The organism is Kineococcus deserti (assembly GCF_050871945.1).
Taxonomy (GTDB): Bacteria; Actinomycetota; Actinomycetes; order Actinomycetales; family Kineococcaceae; genus Kineococcus.
Genome location: NZ_JBJLSI010000013.1, coordinates 17,942 through 34,063 on the forward strand (window position 1 = coordinate 17,942; position 16,122 = coordinate 34,063).

Here is a 16,122-nt window from a genome sequence, read left to right on the forward strand (position 1 = left end):
CGGCGCTCACCCGTCACCGCCGGTCAGGGCAGGCGGAAGCCTCCGACGAGCTCGTTGAGCTCGGTCGCGGCGCGGGAGACCTCACCGGCGGTGCCGGCGGTGTGCGTCGCGCCGGAGGTCGTCTGGTCGGCCGCGGCCGCGATCCCGGAGATGTTCGAGGAGATCTCCTGCGCGCCGGTGGAGGCCTCGGTCACGTTGCGGACCATCTCGCTCGTGGTCGCGGACTGCTCCTCCACGGCGGCGGCGATGGCGGCCTGCAGACCGTCGATGCGGGCGATGACCTCGGTGATCTCGCTGATCGCCCCCGCCGCGGCGGCGGCGTCGGCCTGGGTGGAACCGACCTTGGCCACGATCTCCTCCGTGGCCCGTGCGGTCTGCTGGGCCAGTTCCTTGACTTCCCCGGCCACCACGGCGAAGCCCTTGCCCATCTCCCCCGCCCGGGCGGCCTCGATGGTGGCGTTGAGGGCCAGGAGGTTGGTCTGCTCGGCGATGGAGGTGATGAGCTTGACGACTTCGCCGATCTCGCGGGAGGAGGCGGAGAGGCGAGAAAGCGTGTCGCCGGCGGCGGTGGCCGCGGTGACGGCGGAAGCGGCGGTGGCGGAGGCCTCGGCGGTGGAGGTCGCGATCTCGCGGATGGCCGAGGTCATCTCGTCCCCGGCGGCGGCGACGGTGCCGATGTTGGCGGAGATCTCCTCGGTCGCCGCCGAGACGACCTGGGCCTGGGTGGAGGCCTCCTCCGCGCCGGAGGACAGCTGGGTGGCCACCGTGGTCAGCTCCTCGGAGGAGGCGGCCAGGACGCCGGCGTTGGCGACGATGCGGCGCATCGTCTCGGTGAGCCGGTCCATGGTCACGTCGAGGGCGGCGGCGAGGCGGCCGACCTCGTCCTGGGTGCTGATCCCCACGCGCTGGTCCAGGCGGCCGGAGGCCAGGCCCTCGACGACGGTGAGGGTGCGGGCCAGCGGGCCAGCGATCCCGCGGGCCACGGCCACCGCGACGACGACGGCGATCACGAAGGCGAGGCCACCGATCACCAGCAGCACGACGACGGCCGCGTGGTAGTCGCTGCCGCCCTGGGTGGTCATGGCCGTGCCCGCTCGGGCCTCGGCGTCGCGGAGCACGCCCAGCTGCGCGGTGATCTCCTGGGCGATCGGTGCCGTCGTGCTGTCGCGTTCGGCCACGTAGGCCTCGATGTCCTTGTTCGTCGCCGCGGTGACGAGAACCTCGCGGGAGGTGCGGTACTGCTGCATCAGGTCTTCGAGCGCAGCGCGGTCCTCGGCGGAGGCGGAGGGGGAGGTGGCCAGGTAGGCCTTCCAGGCTTCGTCGAAGACCCCGTCGTGCGTGGTCATGGTGTCCAGCTGCTCAGCCGTCTGCTCGGGCGTGGAGGGCAGCGCGGCGCTGGTGATGTCCAGGCGCAGCTGCAGGAAGGTGGCCCGGACGTCACCCAGGGTCTGCACCGAAGCCATTCCTCTGGAGGACAGGGTCTGCAGGTTGGCCTGGGAGCTGCCCAGGCGGTTGATGCTGAGGCCGACGATGACCGCCAGCAGGAGGCAGACGACGCCGAAGCCGGCGAACAACTTGGGAGCGACGTTCAGATCGCGCAGTCGGGTGAGCACACGACGTGGATCGGCAGATGATCTAGAAGACTGAAACGCCCCCTCCCCGGACGCCGGGAAGGGGGCGCGCTCGCGGAACGGTCAGCCGCGACGCTTGCGCAGTTCGGCCGCGAGCGCGGGCAGCACCTCGGTGAGGTCCCCGACGACGCCGTAGTCGGCGAACTCGAAGATCGGGGCGTCGGGGTCGTTGTTGATCGCCACGACGGTGGCCGAGGCCGCCATGCCGCCCTTGTGGTGGACCGCACCGGAGACGCCGGCGCCGATGTACAGGCGCGGTGAGATGGTCACGCCGGTCTGCCCGACCTGGGCCTCGTGCCCGATCCAGCCCTCGTCGGTGGCGACGCGGGTGGCGCCGACGGCGCCACCGAGGACGTCGGCGAGCTCCTCGACGCCGGAGAAGTCCCCCTCGACGCCGCGGCCGCCGACGACGACGACCTCGGCCTCGGCCAGGGCCGGGCGCTCGGAGGTGGGGCGCGGCTGCCGGGAGACGACCGTCACGGCGCGGGCGGCGGCCGAGGCGGCGACGGTGTGCTCCACGACCTCGACCTGCGCGGCGACGGCGAGCGGGGCGGCCTGCACGGCGTGCGGGGCGAGCCCGACGATCGCGAGCCGGCCCGTCACGGCGCAGGCGGTGTCCCAGGTCCCGGCCAGGACCGTCTTGCGGGCGACCCAGCGACCGTCCTGCGCGGCGACGCCCGAGGCGCCGGTGACGACCCCGCCGCCGGTGCGCACGGCCAGGCGGGCCGCGACCTCCTTGCCCTCGAACGTGGAGGGCACCAGCAGCAGCGAGACGTCGCCGACCGCGGTGAGGACGGTCTGCAGGCCGTCGACCAGCGAGGCCGTGAGCTGCTCGTCGGCACCGTCGACGCGCACGTGGTGCAGGCTCGTCGCGCCGTGGGCGGCGATCACCTCCGTCTGCGGGTCGGCGCCGATCCACACCGCGTGCACGGGCCGCCCCAGCTCGCGCGCGAGCGTGAGCTGCTCCAGCGCCGTCGGGCGGGCCAGGCCACCGGCGTGGTCGACCAGGACCGCCACCGAACCGTCGGTGCTCATCAGAAACCCTTCTGCGCCAGGTAGTCGGCCAGGGCCGGGACCGTTTCGGCGTCACCGGTCACCAGGACCCGGTCGGGCCGTTCGGGACGCTCGGCGGCCAGGACCACGCGGGTGGTCGACCCGTCGGCGCCGACGGTGGCGGGGTCGACGCCGACGTCGGCCAGCGTCCACGTCGCCACGGGGTGCTTGCGGGCCGCCATGATCCCCTTGAAGTTCGGGAAGCGGGCCCGGAAGGCCTGGTCGGTCACGGACAGGACGGCCGGGGCGGGCGCGGTGAGCACCTCGACGTCGGTGGACGTCTCGCGCCGCACGGTCACGGTCCCGTCGGTGAGGGTGATCTGGTCGGCCAGCGTCAGCTGCGGCCAGCCGAGCAGCTCGGCCAGCGCGGCCGGCACCAGCGACGTCAGCCCGTCCAGGCCGGCCATCCCGGCGACCACGAGGTCGACGGGCTGCTCGGCGTGCAGCCTGGTGATCGCCGCGGCCAGGACACGCGCGGTGGCCAGGGCGTCCGATCCGGCCACGGCCTCGTCGGTGACGTGCACCGCACTCGAGGCGCCCATGGCGACCCCGCGGCGCAGGGCCTCCACCGCGGCGGCCGGACCGACCGTCAGCACCGTGACGTCGTGGCCCTCCCCGGGGAAGCCTGCGGCCTCGGCCGTGCGCAGCCCGGCCTCCAGCGCGTCCTCGTCGAGCTCGTTGAGGGTGTCGTCGTCCCCGCCGCGCACCAGCCGGCCGTCGTCACCGATCGACCGGGGGGACTGCAGGTCGGGGACGTGCTTGACGCAGACGACGACGCGCACGTCAGGCGATCCCGCGGGAGGCCTTGATCATGTCCTCACGGGACACGACCTTGACGCGCTCACGGCCGTGCGGCTCGCCCAGGGCCCGCTCGAAGGCGTCCAGCGACTCCCAGTCGGTCCACGTCAGGACGTCGACGCCCTTGGCCTGCAGGAAGTCCAGGATCGCCTGCGGGTCCGGCTGCTGCGCGCGGGTGAACCCGGCGGCGTCGGAGACGAGGTGCTTGACCGTCTCGGAGGCGTCGGACTTGGTGTGGCCGATGAGGCCGACGGGGCCGCGCTTGATCCAGCCCGTGCAGTACACGCCGGGCACCGTCTCGCCCTCGGGGGCCAGGACGCGGCCCTCGTGGTTGGAGATGACCCCGGCGAGCTCGTCGAAGGGGATCCCCGGCAGCGGGGAGCCGAAGTACCCCACGGCGCGGTAGACCGCCTGCACGTCCCACTCGTGGAAGTCGCCGGTGCCCTCCACCGAGGTGTCCCCCGTGAGGCGGGTGCGCTCGGTCCTCAGGCCCGAGACGTGCCCGTCGGTGGTGAGGATCTCGACCGGCGCGTGCAGGAAGTGCAGGTGGATGCGGCGCGAGGCCGTCGACTCCCCCTCCTTCAGCGTCCAGTCGGTGAGGGTCTTCACGACCTGCTTGGTCTGGTTGGACTTCGCGATGGCCGCCTCGGAGCCCTCGTCGAACTCGAAGTCCTCCGGGTCGACGAGGACGTCGACGTCCGGGACGTGGCCGAGCTCGCGCAGCTCCAGCGGCGAGAACTTCGCCTGCGCCGGGCCCCGGCGGGCGAAGACGTGCACGTCCTTGACCTTGGAGGCCTTCAGCCCCTCGTAGACGTTGGCCGGGATCTCCGTGGGGAGCATGTCGTCGGCGTGCTTGGCCAGGACCCGCGCCACGTCCAGCGCGACGTTGCCGGCGCCCAGGACGGCGACGGTCTCGGCCTCCAGCGGCCACTCGCGCGGGTAGTCCGGGTGACCGTCGTACCAGGACACGAAGTCGGCCGCGCCGTAGCTCTCCGGGGCGTCGACACCCGGGATGGCCAGCGCGGCGTCCTTGATGGAGCCGGTGGAGAAGACGACGGCGTCGTAGTGGCGCTGCAGGTCCTCCAGCGTGACGTCGGTGCCGAAGTCGACGTTCGTCAGCAGCCGGATGTCACCCCGGCCGAGCACCTTCTGCAGCGCCACGATGATCTGCTTGATGCGCGGGTGGTCGGGGGCCACGCCGTAGCGGACCAGCCCGAAGGGCGCGGGCAGCCGCTCGAAGAGGTCGATGCCGACCCCGTCGAAGCCGGTCTGCGACAGGTCGGCCTTGGAGAGGATGTCCGAGGCGTAGATCCCTGCCGGTCCCGCTCCCACGATGGCGACGCGCAGCGGACGGTTCGAATCGGTCACAGCTCTCGGTGTCCTTGTCCCTCGACTGGTGGAAGATCTTCGACTGTCGCAGTTCCGTAGGCAAGCCTAACGCCGTGGGAGCGTCGGCCTGACGTCACGATGACCTCTGTGGACGAACGACCCCCCGCGCACACGCAGTCTGCTCGTCATCCTCACAACGGGGGGCGCAGTGCGCGCACCGGAGTCCTGGCCGGACTCGCCTGCTACGGGTTGTGGGGCCTGTTCCCCTTCTACTTCCACGTCCTGCGCTCGGCCGGTGCGCTGGAGCTGCTGGCCTGGCGGGTGGTCTGGTCCCTGGTGCTGTCGGTGCTGCTGGTGAGCGTGCTGCGGCGCTGGTCACGGGTGCTGGCCGTGCTGCGCTCCCCGGCCCAGCGGGGGCTGCTGGCGCTGGCCGCCGTCGCGATCGCCGCCAACTGGGGCGTGTACGGCCTGGCCGTGGTGACCGGCAACGTCCTGGAGGCCTCGCTGGGGTACTTCGTCAACCCGCTGCTGACCGTCCTGCTGGGGGTGCTGGTGCTGCGCGAACGGTTGCGGCGCAGCCAGTGGGTGGCCGTCGGGATCGGGCTGGCCGCCGTCGTCGTCATCACCGTCGACCTGGGCCGGCTGCCCTGGATGGCGCTGACGCTGGCCGTCTCCTTCGGCAGCTACGGCCTGCTGAAGAACCAGCTGGCCCGCCGCGGCGCCGGGGTCGACCCCCTGACCGGGCTCACGGTCGAGACGGGGGTGCTCGCGGCGCCGGCCGCCGTCGCGCTGGTCGTCCTGGGCCTCTCGGGCAGCCTCACCTTCACGACCGAGGGCCCGCTGCACACGACGCTGCTGGTGCTGGCCGGCCCCACGACGCTGGTCCCGCTCGTGCTGTTCGCCGTCGCCGCCGGCCGGGTGCCGCTGAGCGTCATCGGAATGCTGCAGTACGTCACCCCCGTGCTGCAGTTCGGCGCCGCCCTGGCGCTCGGGGAGTCCATGCCGGCCTCCCGCTGGATCGGCTTCGGGCTCGTCTGGCTGGCGCTGGCGGTCCTCACCGCCGACGCGCTGCGGGCGCAACGCCGTCGGGTGGTCCTCGAACCCGCCTAGGACACTGCCCGAACTCGGCGCAGAACTGACCGCCGGGCCGGGCCGCGGCGGGTCCGCAGCACACTGGTGAGGGTGCTGCCACCGCTCCTGGCCGGCCGGGCGCGCCGGAACCGCACACGTCGTCTCGGTGCCGCCGTCGTCACCGTCCTGGGGGTCGTCGGGATCCTGTCGTCGATCACCCCGCCGCTGCGCGAGCGGTTCGCCCCGCTGCTGGACGTCCTGCCGCTGGCGGTGCCGCTGGGGGCCGGGACCGTGCTGGTGCCCGTCTCGATCGCGCTGCTGCTGCTGGCCCGCGGACTGCGCCGCGGGCAGCGGCCGGCGTGGGCGCTGACGATCGCGCTGCTGGCCACGTCCGCGGTGCTGCACCTGCTCAAGGGCATCGACGTCGAGGAGGCCCTGCTCGACGTGGTGGCCCTGGTGTGGCTGGCGGTCAACGCCCGCGCGTTCCCGGTCCTGCCCTCGGCGGCGCGGACCCGCCGGGCCGGTTGGGTCCTGGGCGCGGGGGCCGGCCTCGTCCTGGTCGTCTCGGCCGCGCTGGTCGTCGCCGTCGGGGAGGAACGGCACCCCGAGGAGACCACCGAGGCCGTCGTCGAACGGCTCGTGGGAGACGAGCGCCTGCCCCTGCCCAAGCTGCGCGGCGACCCCGGGCACGTGGTCCTGCCGCTGCTGAACCCCGCGCTGCTCGCGCTGGGGCTGACGCTGCTCGTCGTGCTGGGCTGGGTGCTGTTCAGCCCCCGTCGGCCGACGGTGCTGACCGAGCAGGCGCGGCGGGTGCAGCGCGAACGCGCCCGGGCCGTGGTGGCCCGCTTCGGCGGCGACACCCTGGACTACTTCGCCCTGCGCGACGACAAGGACTTCTTCTTCGCCGACTACCCCGAGGGCGGGGGCGTCGTCGCGCACAGCGTCCGGGGCGGGGTGTGCCTGGTCTCCCCCGACCCCGTGGGGCCACCGGAACGGCGCGCGGAACTGCTGACCGACTTCCTCGACCACGTCGAACACCACGGCTGGTCCGTGGCCGTCGTCGGTGCCCGCGCGCAGTGGCTGCCGTTCTACGAGGCGGTCGGGTTGCGTCCGGTCTACCTCGGCGACGAGGCCGTCCTGGACTGCACGACGTTCTCCCTCAAGGGTTCGCACGTGAAGAGCCTGCGCGGGGCGGTCAACCGCGTGGCCAAGGCCGGGATCACCGTCACCTTCCACGACCCCGCGACCCTGCCCGCCGACGTCGCCGCGCAGCTGCTCGCCATCTCCGGGGAGTCGCGCGTGGGTGAGGCCGAACGCGGGTACTCCATGACGCTGTCGCGGTTGTTCGACCCGGCCGACACCGGGCTGCTGCTGTCGGTGGCCCGGTTCGCCGACGGCCGTCCCGCGGGGTTCGTCCAGTGGATCCCCGCGGCCGACGTGCAGGGTTTCTCCCTGGACGTCATGCGCCGCTCCACCGCCGACGACGTCCCGAACGGGATCACCGACGCGCTCATCGTGGCGACCGCGCAGCACCTGGCGGAGAACGGGATGCGCGGGCTCGGGCTCAACTTCGCCGTGCTGCGCGAGGTCGTCGCCGGTGAGCGGGAGGGCGCCGTCGCCGACCTGGGCCGGCGTGCCCTGCACGCCCTGTCGGGCAGCGCCCAGATCGAGTCGCTGTGGAAGTTCAACGCCAAGTACGACCCGCAGTGGCGGCCGCGGTACGTGGTGCTGGACTCCGTCGAGTTCGCCGCGACGCAGGGGTTCACCATCGCCGACGCCGAGGGGGTCGCCGAACTCCCCGTCGTCGGACGGTTCCTGGGGCGGTGAGCCCCGGTGAGCCTGGCGCTGGTGGCCGCCGTCCTGGCGGCGTTCGGGTACGCCGCCGGTTCGGTGCTGCAGTCCGTCGGCGTGCGCGGCGGATCCGGTGCCGCCGCCCTGGCCCGCTCCCCGCTGTACCTGGCCGGCCTGGGCTGCGACGGGGCCGCCTGGTTGCTCTCGCTCGTCGCGCTGCGCCGGTTGCCGACGTTCGCGGTGCAGTCGCTGCTGGCCGGATCGCTGGCGCTGACCGTGCTGCTCGCGCGGGTGTTCCTGGGTTCCCGGCTGCGCCGGCGCGACACCGTCGCGGTGCTGCTGCTCGTCGCGGCGCTGACCGTCGTCGGCGGGGCGGGGACCGAGCAACCCTCCCCCCGGGTGCCGCGGGCGGTGGAGCTGGGGCTGTGCGCGGCGGCGGTGGCGGTGTCGTGCGCGGTGCTCGGGCTGCGGCGCGGCGGATCGGCGGTGCAGGCCGTGCTGGCCGGGCTGGGCTACTCGGTGGCGGCGCTGGGCGCGCGGGCCGTGTTCGTCCCCGACGTCTGGTGGCACGTCGTCGGCGAACCCGTCGCCTGGGCCGTTCTCGTCGGCGGGATCGCCGGGACCCTCGGCTACGCCGCCGCGCTGGAACGGGGTCCGGTGGGACCGGCGACGGCGTTGCTGTGGTCGGTGGAGGTCGTCGTCCCGGCCGTGGCCGGTTTCGCGGTGCTCGGCGACACCGTCCGGGCCGGGTGGTGGCCGGCGACGGTGGTGGCGCTCGTCGTCGTGGTGGGGTGCTCGGCCGCACTGGCCGACGCGCAACCGGCCGGACCGTGAGCGCCGACCTCCCTGCGGACACGCCGCTTCGAGGAGGGTCGACCCGGGCGCCGACGAGCGGCGCCAGCAGGAGGTCGGCGTTCGCGACCGCGGCCCCGACGGCCGGTCCGGTCCGCGGCACCGGCGCAGCACGCACCCCGGCGCGGGCCGGTGGTCGACCTCGCGGACGCCGCGGTGACAGGGGCTCGCCGGGAGGGGCCGGCTGCGGCAGAGTGAGCCGCATGGACCTGCCGGTGAACCCTCCCGTCGAGCCGATGCTGGCCAGGACGGCCGGGGCCGTCCCCGCGCAGCCCGACGGTGAGCCGGCCTGGCTCTACGAACCCAAGTGGGACGGTTTCCGGTGCATCGTCTTCCGCGACGGCGACGAGGTCGTGCTCGGCTCGCGCAACACCAGACCGCTGACCCGGTACTTCCCCGAGGTCGTGGCCGCGGTGCTGGCGGAGTTGCCCGAGCGGTGCGTCGTGGACGGGGAGTTGTTCGTGGCCCGTCCCGGCGCCGGCCGGCTGGCGTGGGAACTGCTGTCCCAGCGCATCCACCCCGCGCAGAGCCGGATCGGCAAGCTGTCGGTGGAGACGCCGGCGCAGTTCGTGGCCTTCGACCTGCTGGCGCTCGGCGACGACGACCTCACCTCCCGCCCGGCCGGGGAACGCCGGGAACTCCTCGTGGAGGCGCTCGCGGGTTGCGGTCCCGTGGTGCACGTGACGGCGGCGACGTACGACAGCGCCCTGGCCACCGAGTGGTTCACCACCTTCGAGGGGGCGGGTCTGGACGGGGTGGTGGCCAAACCGCTCGCCGAGCCGTACGTGCAGGGCGAGCGCGTCATGACGAAGGTGAAGCACCGGCGGACCGCCGACTGCGTCGTCATCGGCTACCGGCTGCACAAGAGCGTCCCGGGGATCGGGTCGATGCTGCTGGGGCTGCACACCGACGACGGCGTGGCCTCCGTCGGCGGGGCCGCGGCCTTCACCCGGGAACGCCGGGTGGAGCTCCTGGAGCAGTTGTCCGCGCTGCGCACGGGCGAGTCGGCCGAGGGCGAGAAGAACCGCTGGAACGCCCGCGAGGACAACTCGTGGGTGCCGGTCCGGCAGGAACTCGTCTGCGAGGTCGAGTACGACCAGCTGGAGGGCTGGCGCTTCCGGCACAACCCGCGGTTCCTGCGGTGGCGGCCGGACAAGGCGCCGCAGGACTGCCGGCTCGACCAGCTCGAGGTCCCCGCCGACTACGACCTGGCGGACGTGCTGTCGGGAGCCGCGAAGTGACCAGGGCGCCCGCGGAGGAGATCGACGTCGACGGCACCGCCGTCCGGCTCACCTCCCCGGACAAGACCTACTACCCCGAACTCGGTGCGCGGGGTTCCAAGCGCGCGGTCGTCGAGCACTACCGGCTCGTCGCCCCCGCCCTGCTCACCGCGGTGCGTGACCGCCCCACCTACCTGCAGCGGTTCCCCGACGGCGTCGAGGGCGAGGAGGTCTACCAGAAGCGGGTTCCCCGGTTCGCCCCCGGGTACGTCGAGACGGTGGAGGTCACGTTCCCCTCGGGACGGACCGCGGAGGCGGTCCGGCCGACCAGCACCGCGGCGCTGGTGTGGGCTGCGCAGCAGTCGACCGTCACGTTCCACCCCTGGCCCTGCACGGCCCCCGACGTCGACCACCCCGACGAACTGCGCATCGACCTCGACCCGCAACCGGGAACGGGTTTCGAGCAGGCCGGGCGGGTGGCCCGCGACGTGCTGCACCCGCTGCTGACCGAACTGGGGTACGGGGGTTTCGTCAAGACCTCCGGTGGCCGCGGGGTCCACGTGTTCGTGACGATCGAACCCCGCTGGACGTTCACGCAGGTGCGGCGGGCGGCGATCGCGCTGGCCCGCGAGGTCGAACGCCGCGCCGACGGGCTGGTGAGTTCGGCGTGGTGGAAGGAGGAACGCGGCCAGACCGTGTTCGTCGACTACAACCAGAACGCCCGCGACCGGACCATGGCCAGCGCGTACTCGCTGCGGCGCACGGCCCGCGCGACGGTGTCGACGCCCCTGACGTGGGACGAACTGGGTTCCGGCGTCGACCCGGACGACTTCACGCTGACGACGTTCCCCGCGCGGTTCGCCGCGGTCGGCGACCTGTGGGCCGACCGGCGGTCGACGGCCTTCTCCCTGGAACCGCTGCTGGCGATGGCGGACGCCGACGACGACAGGGGCCTGGGCGACCTGCCCTACCCGCCGAACTACCCCAAGATGCCGGGTGAGCCCAAGCGGGTGCAGCCCTCCCGCGCCCGGAAGGAGTAGCGACCTCGAGATCGACGTGTGTGGCTCATCGGGCGAAACGTTCAACCCGCGCCGCGGACGGGACGACAGGAGGGTGTCCGGCGTCCGCCGGCACGTCGTCCCGGGAGATCCGATGCCGAGCAGCGCCGCCCGCACCACCCGCGTCTTCGCCGACCGCAGCGTGCGCACCAAGGTGCTCAGCGCCGTCGGTGCCCTCGGGCTGGTCGCCCTCGGCGTCGGTGCCGGGTCCCTCGTCGCGCTGCACGCGGGGACCGAGCGCTCGGACGCGCTGTACGAGGACAGCGTCGTGGGGCTGAACGCGCTGGGCCGGGTCCACCAGGAGGAGCTCAAGACCCGCATGCTGGTGGCCCAGCACGCCGCCGCCCCCACGGCCGAGGGCAAGGCCGAGGTCGCGCGGAAGATCGTCGACAGCGACGCCGAGCTGGACGCCTGGGCGGCGGCCTACGAGCAGACACCGCTGGCCGACCCGGCCGGCTGGGAGCAGTTCACCACCACCTGGCAGCAGTGGCGGCAGGCGCGGGACGCCCAGCTGCTGCCGCTGTCGCAGGCCGGTGACCTCGTCGGCTGGGCGCAGGCCGACGCCGACGTCGCCCAGCCGCTGGTGAGCCGGGCCGCCGACACCCTGGACGCCATCGAGGCGGCCGAGGACGCGGCGGCCAAGGCCACCGCGCAGGCCTCGCGCGACCAGGCCGCGGCCTCGCGCGACCTCGTCGTCGTCGGCCTGGCCCTCGGCCTGGGGATCGCCACCACGCTGGCGCTGCTCGCCGTCCGCTCGATCGTGCGGCCGCTGCACGCCGTCTCGACGTCGCTGGAGGCCATGGCCGCCGGCGACCTGACGGTGGGTGCGCAGGTCGAGTCCGCCGACGAGGTCGGGCAGATGGCCGCCTCCCTGGAACGGGCGCGGGACAGCGTGCGCGGCACCGTCTCGGCCATCGCGGCGTCCTCCTCGGCGCTGGCCGCCGCCTCCACCCAGCTGGCCGCCGACAGCGAGCGCATCGGGACCGCCGCCGGCGAGACGGCCGGGGTCGCGGCCGGCGCCGCGCAGACCGCGGCGACCGTCTCGGCCAGCGTCGCGACCGTCGCCATGGGCGCCGGGGAGATGCAGGCCGCCATCCGCGACATCGCCTCCGGCGCGTCGCAGGCGTCGGCCGTGGCCGCGCGGGCCACCGACCTGGCCGGTCGGGCCGGGGAGACAGTCGCCCGCCTGGGGGTCAGTTCCACCCGGATCGGGGACGTCGTCAAGGCCATCACGGCCATCGCGGAGCAGACGAACCTGCTGGCGCTCAACGCCACGATCGAGGCGGCCCGGGCCGGGGAGGCCGGCAAGGGCTTCGCGGTCGTCGCCGGGGAGGTCAAGGAGCTGTCCGCGCAGACGGCGCGGGCGACCGAGGACATCGCCGCCCGGGTGGGGTCGATCCAGTCGGACACGGCCGAGGCCGTGCGCGCCATCGAGAGCATCGCCGAGGTCGTCGGCGAGATCAGCAACCACCAGACGACGATCGCCTCGGCCGTGGAGGAGCAGTCGGCGACGACGGCCGAGATGAGCCGCAGCGTCGGCGAGGCCGCCACCGGCTCGGAGTCGATCGCGGACGGCATCCGGGAGATCACGGGGTCGGCGCAGACCACCGCCGACGTCGTCGCGGGCACCCGCGCGGCCACCGAGGACCTGCACCGGATGGCCGGGGAGCTCAGCGGGCTCGTGAGCCGCTTCCGCGTCTGAGTTGCGCGCCGCGCCGTCCCAGGACGAGCCCGGCGACGGCCAGCAGCAGTCCCACCGCCGCGACGACGACCGCCGCCGGCCGGATCCCCTGGAACCTCAGCACGACGGCGACGACGCTGCAGGCCAGGGCGCTGACCAGGCAGAGCCGCTCGGCCGGCCGTGGTCCGCGCAGTCGCGGACGGCCGGGGCCGCGGTGCCGGCCGGTCGCACGGCGACGTGGAGCGGGGACGGTGGGGCGGGTCGTGGGCGGGGTGGAACCGGTGGTCACGGGGAGATCGTGACCGGCGCGTGGACGGCCTCGGGGCCGCTTCCGGCGACGTCACCGGTCCAGCAGCCCACAACTCACCGACGGTGGACGAGCGCCTGCGCACCGTGCCCGCGACGGTGGCCGCGCGAGGTCAGACGACGCGGTCGGCGACCGTCGCGGCGTACGTCTCCAGCGCCTCGCGCGCCGGCGAGGCGGGCAGGCCGGCCAGGTGCGTCGCGGCGCGCTGGGCCCACTCGCGTGCGGTGGTCCGGGCCTGGTCGGTGACCGGGTGCACGCGCAGCGCCGCCACGGCCTGCGCCAGCACGGTGTCGTCGCCGAGGCGGCCGGAGTCCAGCAGGTCCACGACCTCCTGCGCGGCGCGGTCGCCCTCGGCGGCCGCCCGCCGGACCAGCAGCGAGGGCAGGGTCGGGACGCCCTCGCGCAGGTCGGTGCCGGGTCGCTTGCCGGACTCGCCGGTGTCGCTGGTGAGGTCGAGGACGTCGTCGGCGAGCTGGAAGGCCACGCCGACGTCCTCGCCGTAGCGGACCATCGCCTGCACGACGGCCTCGGAGCCGCCGCCGAAGGACGCGCCGAACCGGCCGGCCGTGGCGATGAGCGAGGCCGTCTTGTCGGACAGCACGTCGAGGTAGTGGGCCACGGCGTCCTGGTCCGGGCCCGGGCCGGTGGTCTCGTGCAGCTGGCCCAGGCACAGCCGCTCGAACGTCTCGGCCTGCACCTTGACGGCCTCCGGGCCGAGGTCGGCGACGAGGTTGGACGCCCGGGCGAACAGCAGGTCGCCGGTCAGGATGGCGACGTTGTTGCCGTAGACGTGGTGCGCCGCAGGGGCTCCACGGCGCGTGGGCGCCGAGTCCATGACGTCGTCGTGGTACAGCGAGGCCAGGTGGGTCAGCTCGCAGACGATGGCAGCGGCGACGACCTCGTCCGGCACCGGCGCGCCCGGAGCGGCCAGGTGGGCGCCGAGCAGCGTCAGCATCGGCCGGACCCGCTTGCCGCCGGCCTCGACGAGGTGCCGGGAGGCGGCGTCGGCGATCGGGTCGGCGTTGCCGACGGCCGCGCGCAACCGCCGCTCCACGACCTCCAGCCCCTCGCGCAGCGCGTCCTCGAGCCCGGGGTCGGTGGTGGGCAGCGCGTTCGAGGCGTTCCCCGGGGTGTTCACGGCGGGGTTCCCCGGGGTGTTCAAGGAGGTGTTCACGACGCGGGGGCCAATCGCTTCAGCGCCACGACCACGCGGTCGGTGGCGTCCTTCGACGTGGGGTCGGCCAGGTTGGCCAGGAGCTTGACGACGAGCTTCATCAGCCCGGGGCGCGGCAGCCCGAACCGCGTCGCGAGGCGCATGACCTCCGGGTGGCCGATGAGGGAGACGAACACGCGTCCCAGCGTGTAGTACCCGCCCAGGTCGGCGCGAACCGCGGCCGGGTAGGACTGCAGGGCGCGCTCGCGGGCGCGCGGGTCCGCGGCGGCCAGCGCGTCGTCGACGGCCCGCGCGGCCAGCCGCGCGGACTGCATGGCGTAGGCGATGCCCTCGCCGTTGAACGGGTTGACCATGCCGCCGCAGTCGCCGACGAGCACGAGGCCGCGGGTGTAGTGCGGGGTGCGGTTGAAGGCCATCGGCAGGGCGGCGCCGCGGATCGGCCCGACCTGGTCCTCCTCGCGGAAGCGCCACTCCGGGGGCATGCCGGACAGCCAGCGCCGCAGCAGTTCCCGGTAGTCGATGTCCCCGGAACCGGCGTCGGCGTCCAGCACGCCGAGACCGACGTTGGAGGTGCCGTCGCCGACGCCGAACACCCAGCCGTAGCCGGGCAGCAGCGGCCCGCCCGAACTGTCGCCCTCGCGCAGCTCCAGCCAGCTCTCCAGCCAGTCGTCGTCGTGGCGGGGGCTGGTGAAGTAGGTGCGCACGGCGATGCCCAGGGGGCGGTCGTCGCGCCGGGCCAGGCCCATCGCCAGCGCCAGCCGGCCACCGACGCCGTCGGCCGCCACGACGACGGGGGCGCGGTAGGTGCGCTCCTCCCCCGCCTTGCGGCCCTTGTCGTCCACCGGCCGGGCCGTGACGCCGACGACGTGCCCGGTGCGGTCGTCGAGCACCGGACCGGTCACCGACGTGCGCTCCAGGACGGTCGCGCCGCCCTCGCGGGCGTGCTCGGCCAGCGTCTGGTCGAACCTCTGCCGGGTCTGCACCAGGCCGTGGCCGGGGTAGTCGGAGATCTCCGGCCACGGCACCTGCAGCCGCACACCGCCGCCGAGCAGGCGCAGGCCCTTGTTGCGGATCCAGCCGTCGGCGACGGGCGTCTTGACGCCGAGCAGGTCCAGTTCGTGCACGGCGCGCGGGGTCAGCCCGTCGCCGCACACCTTCTCGCGCGGGAACGAGGACTTCTCCAGCACCAGGACGCGACGGCCCGCGTCGGCGAGGTGCCGCGCCAGCGTCGAGCCCGCGGGCCCGGCGCCGACGACGAGCACGTCCGCGTCGTGGGTGTGCATCCGTCCTCCGCTCGTGAAAGTTTTCACGAAGTGTAGTTCCGCCCGCTCAGGAGTGCGCCCGCACGGCGCGGTGCATCGCGACCACCCCGAACGACAGGTTGCGCCAGGCGACCTGCTCCCAGCCCGCGGCCGCGATCCGGGTGGCCAGCCCCCGCTGGTCCGGCCAGGCGTCGATGGACTCCACGAGGTAGTCGTAGGCCTGCCCGTGCGAGCTGACCAGCTTGGCCACCCGCGGCAGCCCGTGGTGCAGGTAGGTGTCGTAGGCCTTGCGCAGCAGGGGGTTGGGGATCGTGGAGAACTCGCAGACGACGAGCCGGCCCCCCGGGCGCACGACCCGGGCCATCTCCCGCAGTCCCGCGTCCGGGTCGACGACGTTGCGCAGGCCGAAGGAGATCGTCGCGGCGTCGAAGACCCCGTCGGCGAAGGGCAGCCGCGTCGCGTCGCCGACCACGAAGCCCAGGTCGGGCCGGCGGCGCTTGCCCGCCCGGACCATGCCGGTGGAGAAGTCGCACGGGACCGTCAGGACACCGCGGTCGGCGAAGGGCTCGCTGGAGCGGCCGGTGCCGGCGGCCAGGTCGAGCACCTTCTCCCCGGGCCGGGCGTCGACCGCGCGCAGCACCGCGCGGCGCCACGACCGGTCCTGGCCGGCGGAGAGGACGTCGTTGGTGCGGTCGTACTTCTCCGCGACCTCGTCGAACATCCCGGCGACCTGGTCCGGGCGCTTGCTGAGGTCGGCCAGCTCGCGCTGGCTCTCACGCTGGTTCAGGGCGTCGGCGGTTCCCACCCCTCCAGTCTCGCAGCCGCGCGAGGCACCACCCGTCACCCTCCCCGTGATCAAGGATTCGACCTCGGCGACCAAGGACTCGATCGCCGG

At 74.1% G+C, this 16,122-nt stretch carries 14 protein-coding genes; 6 read left to right on the forward strand and 8 right to left on the reverse strand.

The genetic code is table 11. From position 1 onward, the window contains the following. Positions 1–23: 23 nt before the first annotated feature. From ACRYR2_RS12060 to ACRYR2_RS12075, 4 genes are all read right to left on the reverse strand, one after another. Positions 24–1,613 (reverse strand): methyl-accepting chemotaxis protein, encoded by a 1,590-nt coding sequence (locus ACRYR2_RS12060; RefSeq protein WP_432563106.1) that lies wholly within the window; start codon positions 1,611–1,613, stop codon positions 24–26. Positions 1,614–1,694: 81 nt separating this feature from the next. Further along, positions 1,695–2,666 (reverse strand): electron transfer flavoprotein subunit alpha/FixB family protein, encoded by a 972-nt coding sequence (locus ACRYR2_RS12065; protein WP_432563107.1) that lies wholly within the window; start codon positions 2,664–2,666, stop codon positions 1,695–1,697. Then, entirely contained in the window at positions 2,666–3,466 is an 801-nt protein-coding gene (locus tag ACRYR2_RS12070) for an electron transfer flavoprotein subunit beta/FixA family protein (RefSeq protein WP_432563108.1), read from the reverse strand. Before ACRYR2_RS12070 ends, ACRYR2_RS12065 begins: the two co-directional genes overlap by 1 nt. Before the next feature lies 1 nt (position 3,467). Continuing rightward, entirely contained in the window at positions 3,468–4,850 is a 1,383-nt protein-coding gene (locus tag ACRYR2_RS12075; protein WP_432563109.1) for an FAD-dependent oxidoreductase, read from the reverse strand. A gap of 99 nt (positions 4,851–4,949) precedes the next feature. Here ACRYR2_RS12075 and rarD point away from each other — a divergent pair, with 99 nt between their 5' ends. From rarD to ACRYR2_RS12105, 6 genes are all read left to right on the forward strand, one after another. Then, positions 4,950–5,921 (forward strand): EamA family transporter RarD, encoded by a 972-nt coding sequence (rarD, locus tag ACRYR2_RS12080; RefSeq protein WP_432563110.1) that lies wholly within the window; start codon positions 4,950–4,952, stop codon positions 5,919–5,921. A gap of 72 nt (positions 5,922–5,993) precedes the next feature. Further along, positions 5,994–7,709, forward strand: a complete 1,716-nt coding sequence (locus tag ACRYR2_RS12085) for a bifunctional lysylphosphatidylglycerol flippase/synthetase MprF (RefSeq protein WP_432563111.1) — start codon at positions 5,994–5,996, stop codon at positions 7,707–7,709. Positions 7,710–7,715: 6 nt separating this feature from the next. Further along, the gene (locus ACRYR2_RS12090; protein WP_432563112.1) at positions 7,716–8,507 is read left to right on the forward strand and encodes a hypothetical protein; all 792 of its coding nucleotides are present in this window, start codon (positions 7,716–7,718) and stop codon (positions 8,505–8,507) included. A 221-nt stretch (positions 8,508–8,728) separates the two neighbouring features. Beyond that, positions 8,729–9,766: an ATP-dependent DNA ligase gene (locus ACRYR2_RS12095; protein ID WP_432563113.1), complete on the forward strand. Its 1,038-nt coding sequence runs from the start codon at positions 8,729–8,731 to the stop codon at positions 9,764–9,766. Further along, positions 9,763–10,785 carry a DNA polymerase domain-containing protein gene (locus tag ACRYR2_RS12100; RefSeq protein WP_432563114.1) on the forward strand — a complete coding sequence of 341 codons (1,023 nt, stop codon included), beginning with the start codon at positions 9,763–9,765 and terminating at the stop codon, positions 10,783–10,785. Before ACRYR2_RS12095 ends, ACRYR2_RS12100 begins: the two co-directional genes overlap by 4 nt. A 112-nt stretch (positions 10,786–10,897) precedes the next feature. Next, complete coding sequence (locus ACRYR2_RS12105; protein ID WP_432563115.1) at positions 10,898–12,505, forward strand: methyl-accepting chemotaxis protein; 1,608 nt, start codon at positions 10,898–10,900, stop codon at positions 12,503–12,505. On the opposite strand, the gene ACRYR2_RS12110 is transcribed toward ACRYR2_RS12105, so the two are convergent. The 4 genes from ACRYR2_RS12110 to ACRYR2_RS12125 all read right to left on the reverse strand — a co-directional run bounded on the left by ACRYR2_RS12110 (position 12,474) and on the right by ACRYR2_RS12125 (position 16,032). Then, positions 12,474–12,773 carry a hypothetical protein gene (locus ACRYR2_RS12110; protein ID WP_432563116.1) on the reverse strand — a complete coding sequence of 100 codons (300 nt, stop codon included), beginning with the start codon at positions 12,771–12,773 and terminating at the stop codon, positions 12,474–12,476. The two genes, ACRYR2_RS12105 and ACRYR2_RS12110, sit on opposite strands and share 32 nt — an antisense overlap. Positions 12,774–12,903: 130 nt before the next feature. Beyond that, positions 12,904–13,965: a polyprenyl synthetase family protein gene (locus tag ACRYR2_RS12115; RefSeq protein WP_432563117.1), complete on the reverse strand. Its 1,062-nt coding sequence runs from the start codon at positions 13,963–13,965 to the stop codon at positions 12,904–12,906. After that, the gene (locus ACRYR2_RS12120; RefSeq protein ID WP_432563118.1) at positions 13,962–15,248 is read right to left on the reverse strand and encodes a geranylgeranyl reductase family protein; all 1,287 of its coding nucleotides are present in this window, start codon (positions 15,246–15,248) and stop codon (positions 13,962–13,964) included. The genes ACRYR2_RS12115 and ACRYR2_RS12120 overlap by 4 nt, the downstream gene beginning before the upstream one ends. Before the next feature lie 46 nt (positions 15,249–15,294). Continuing rightward, positions 15,295–16,032, reverse strand: a complete 738-nt coding sequence (locus ACRYR2_RS12125; RefSeq protein WP_432563119.1) for a demethylmenaquinone methyltransferase — start codon at positions 16,030–16,032, stop codon at positions 15,295–15,297. Positions 16,033–16,122 lie beyond the last annotated feature (90 nt).

Bases quoted from the DNA above. Each gene is read 5' to 3' on its own strand.
- ACRYR2_RS12095 (WP_432563113.1), top strand. From the start codon at position 8,729: ATGGACCTGCCGGTGAACCCTCCCGTCGAGCCGATGCTGGCCAGGACG.
- ACRYR2_RS12120 (WP_432563118.1), bottom strand. From the start codon at position 15,248: ATGCACACCCACGACGCGGACGTGCTCGTCGTCGGCGCCGGGCCCGCG.
- ACRYR2_RS12105 (WP_432563115.1), top strand. From the start codon at position 10,898: ATGCCGAGCAGCGCCGCCCGCACCACCCGCGTCTTCGCCGACCGCAGC.
- rarD (WP_432563110.1), top strand. From the start codon at position 4,950: ATGACCTCTGTGGACGAACGACCCCCCGCGCACACGCAGTCTGCTCGT.
- ACRYR2_RS12065 (WP_432563107.1), bottom strand. From the start codon at position 2,666: ATGAGCACCGACGGTTCGGTGGCGGTCCTGGTCGACCACGCCGGTGGC.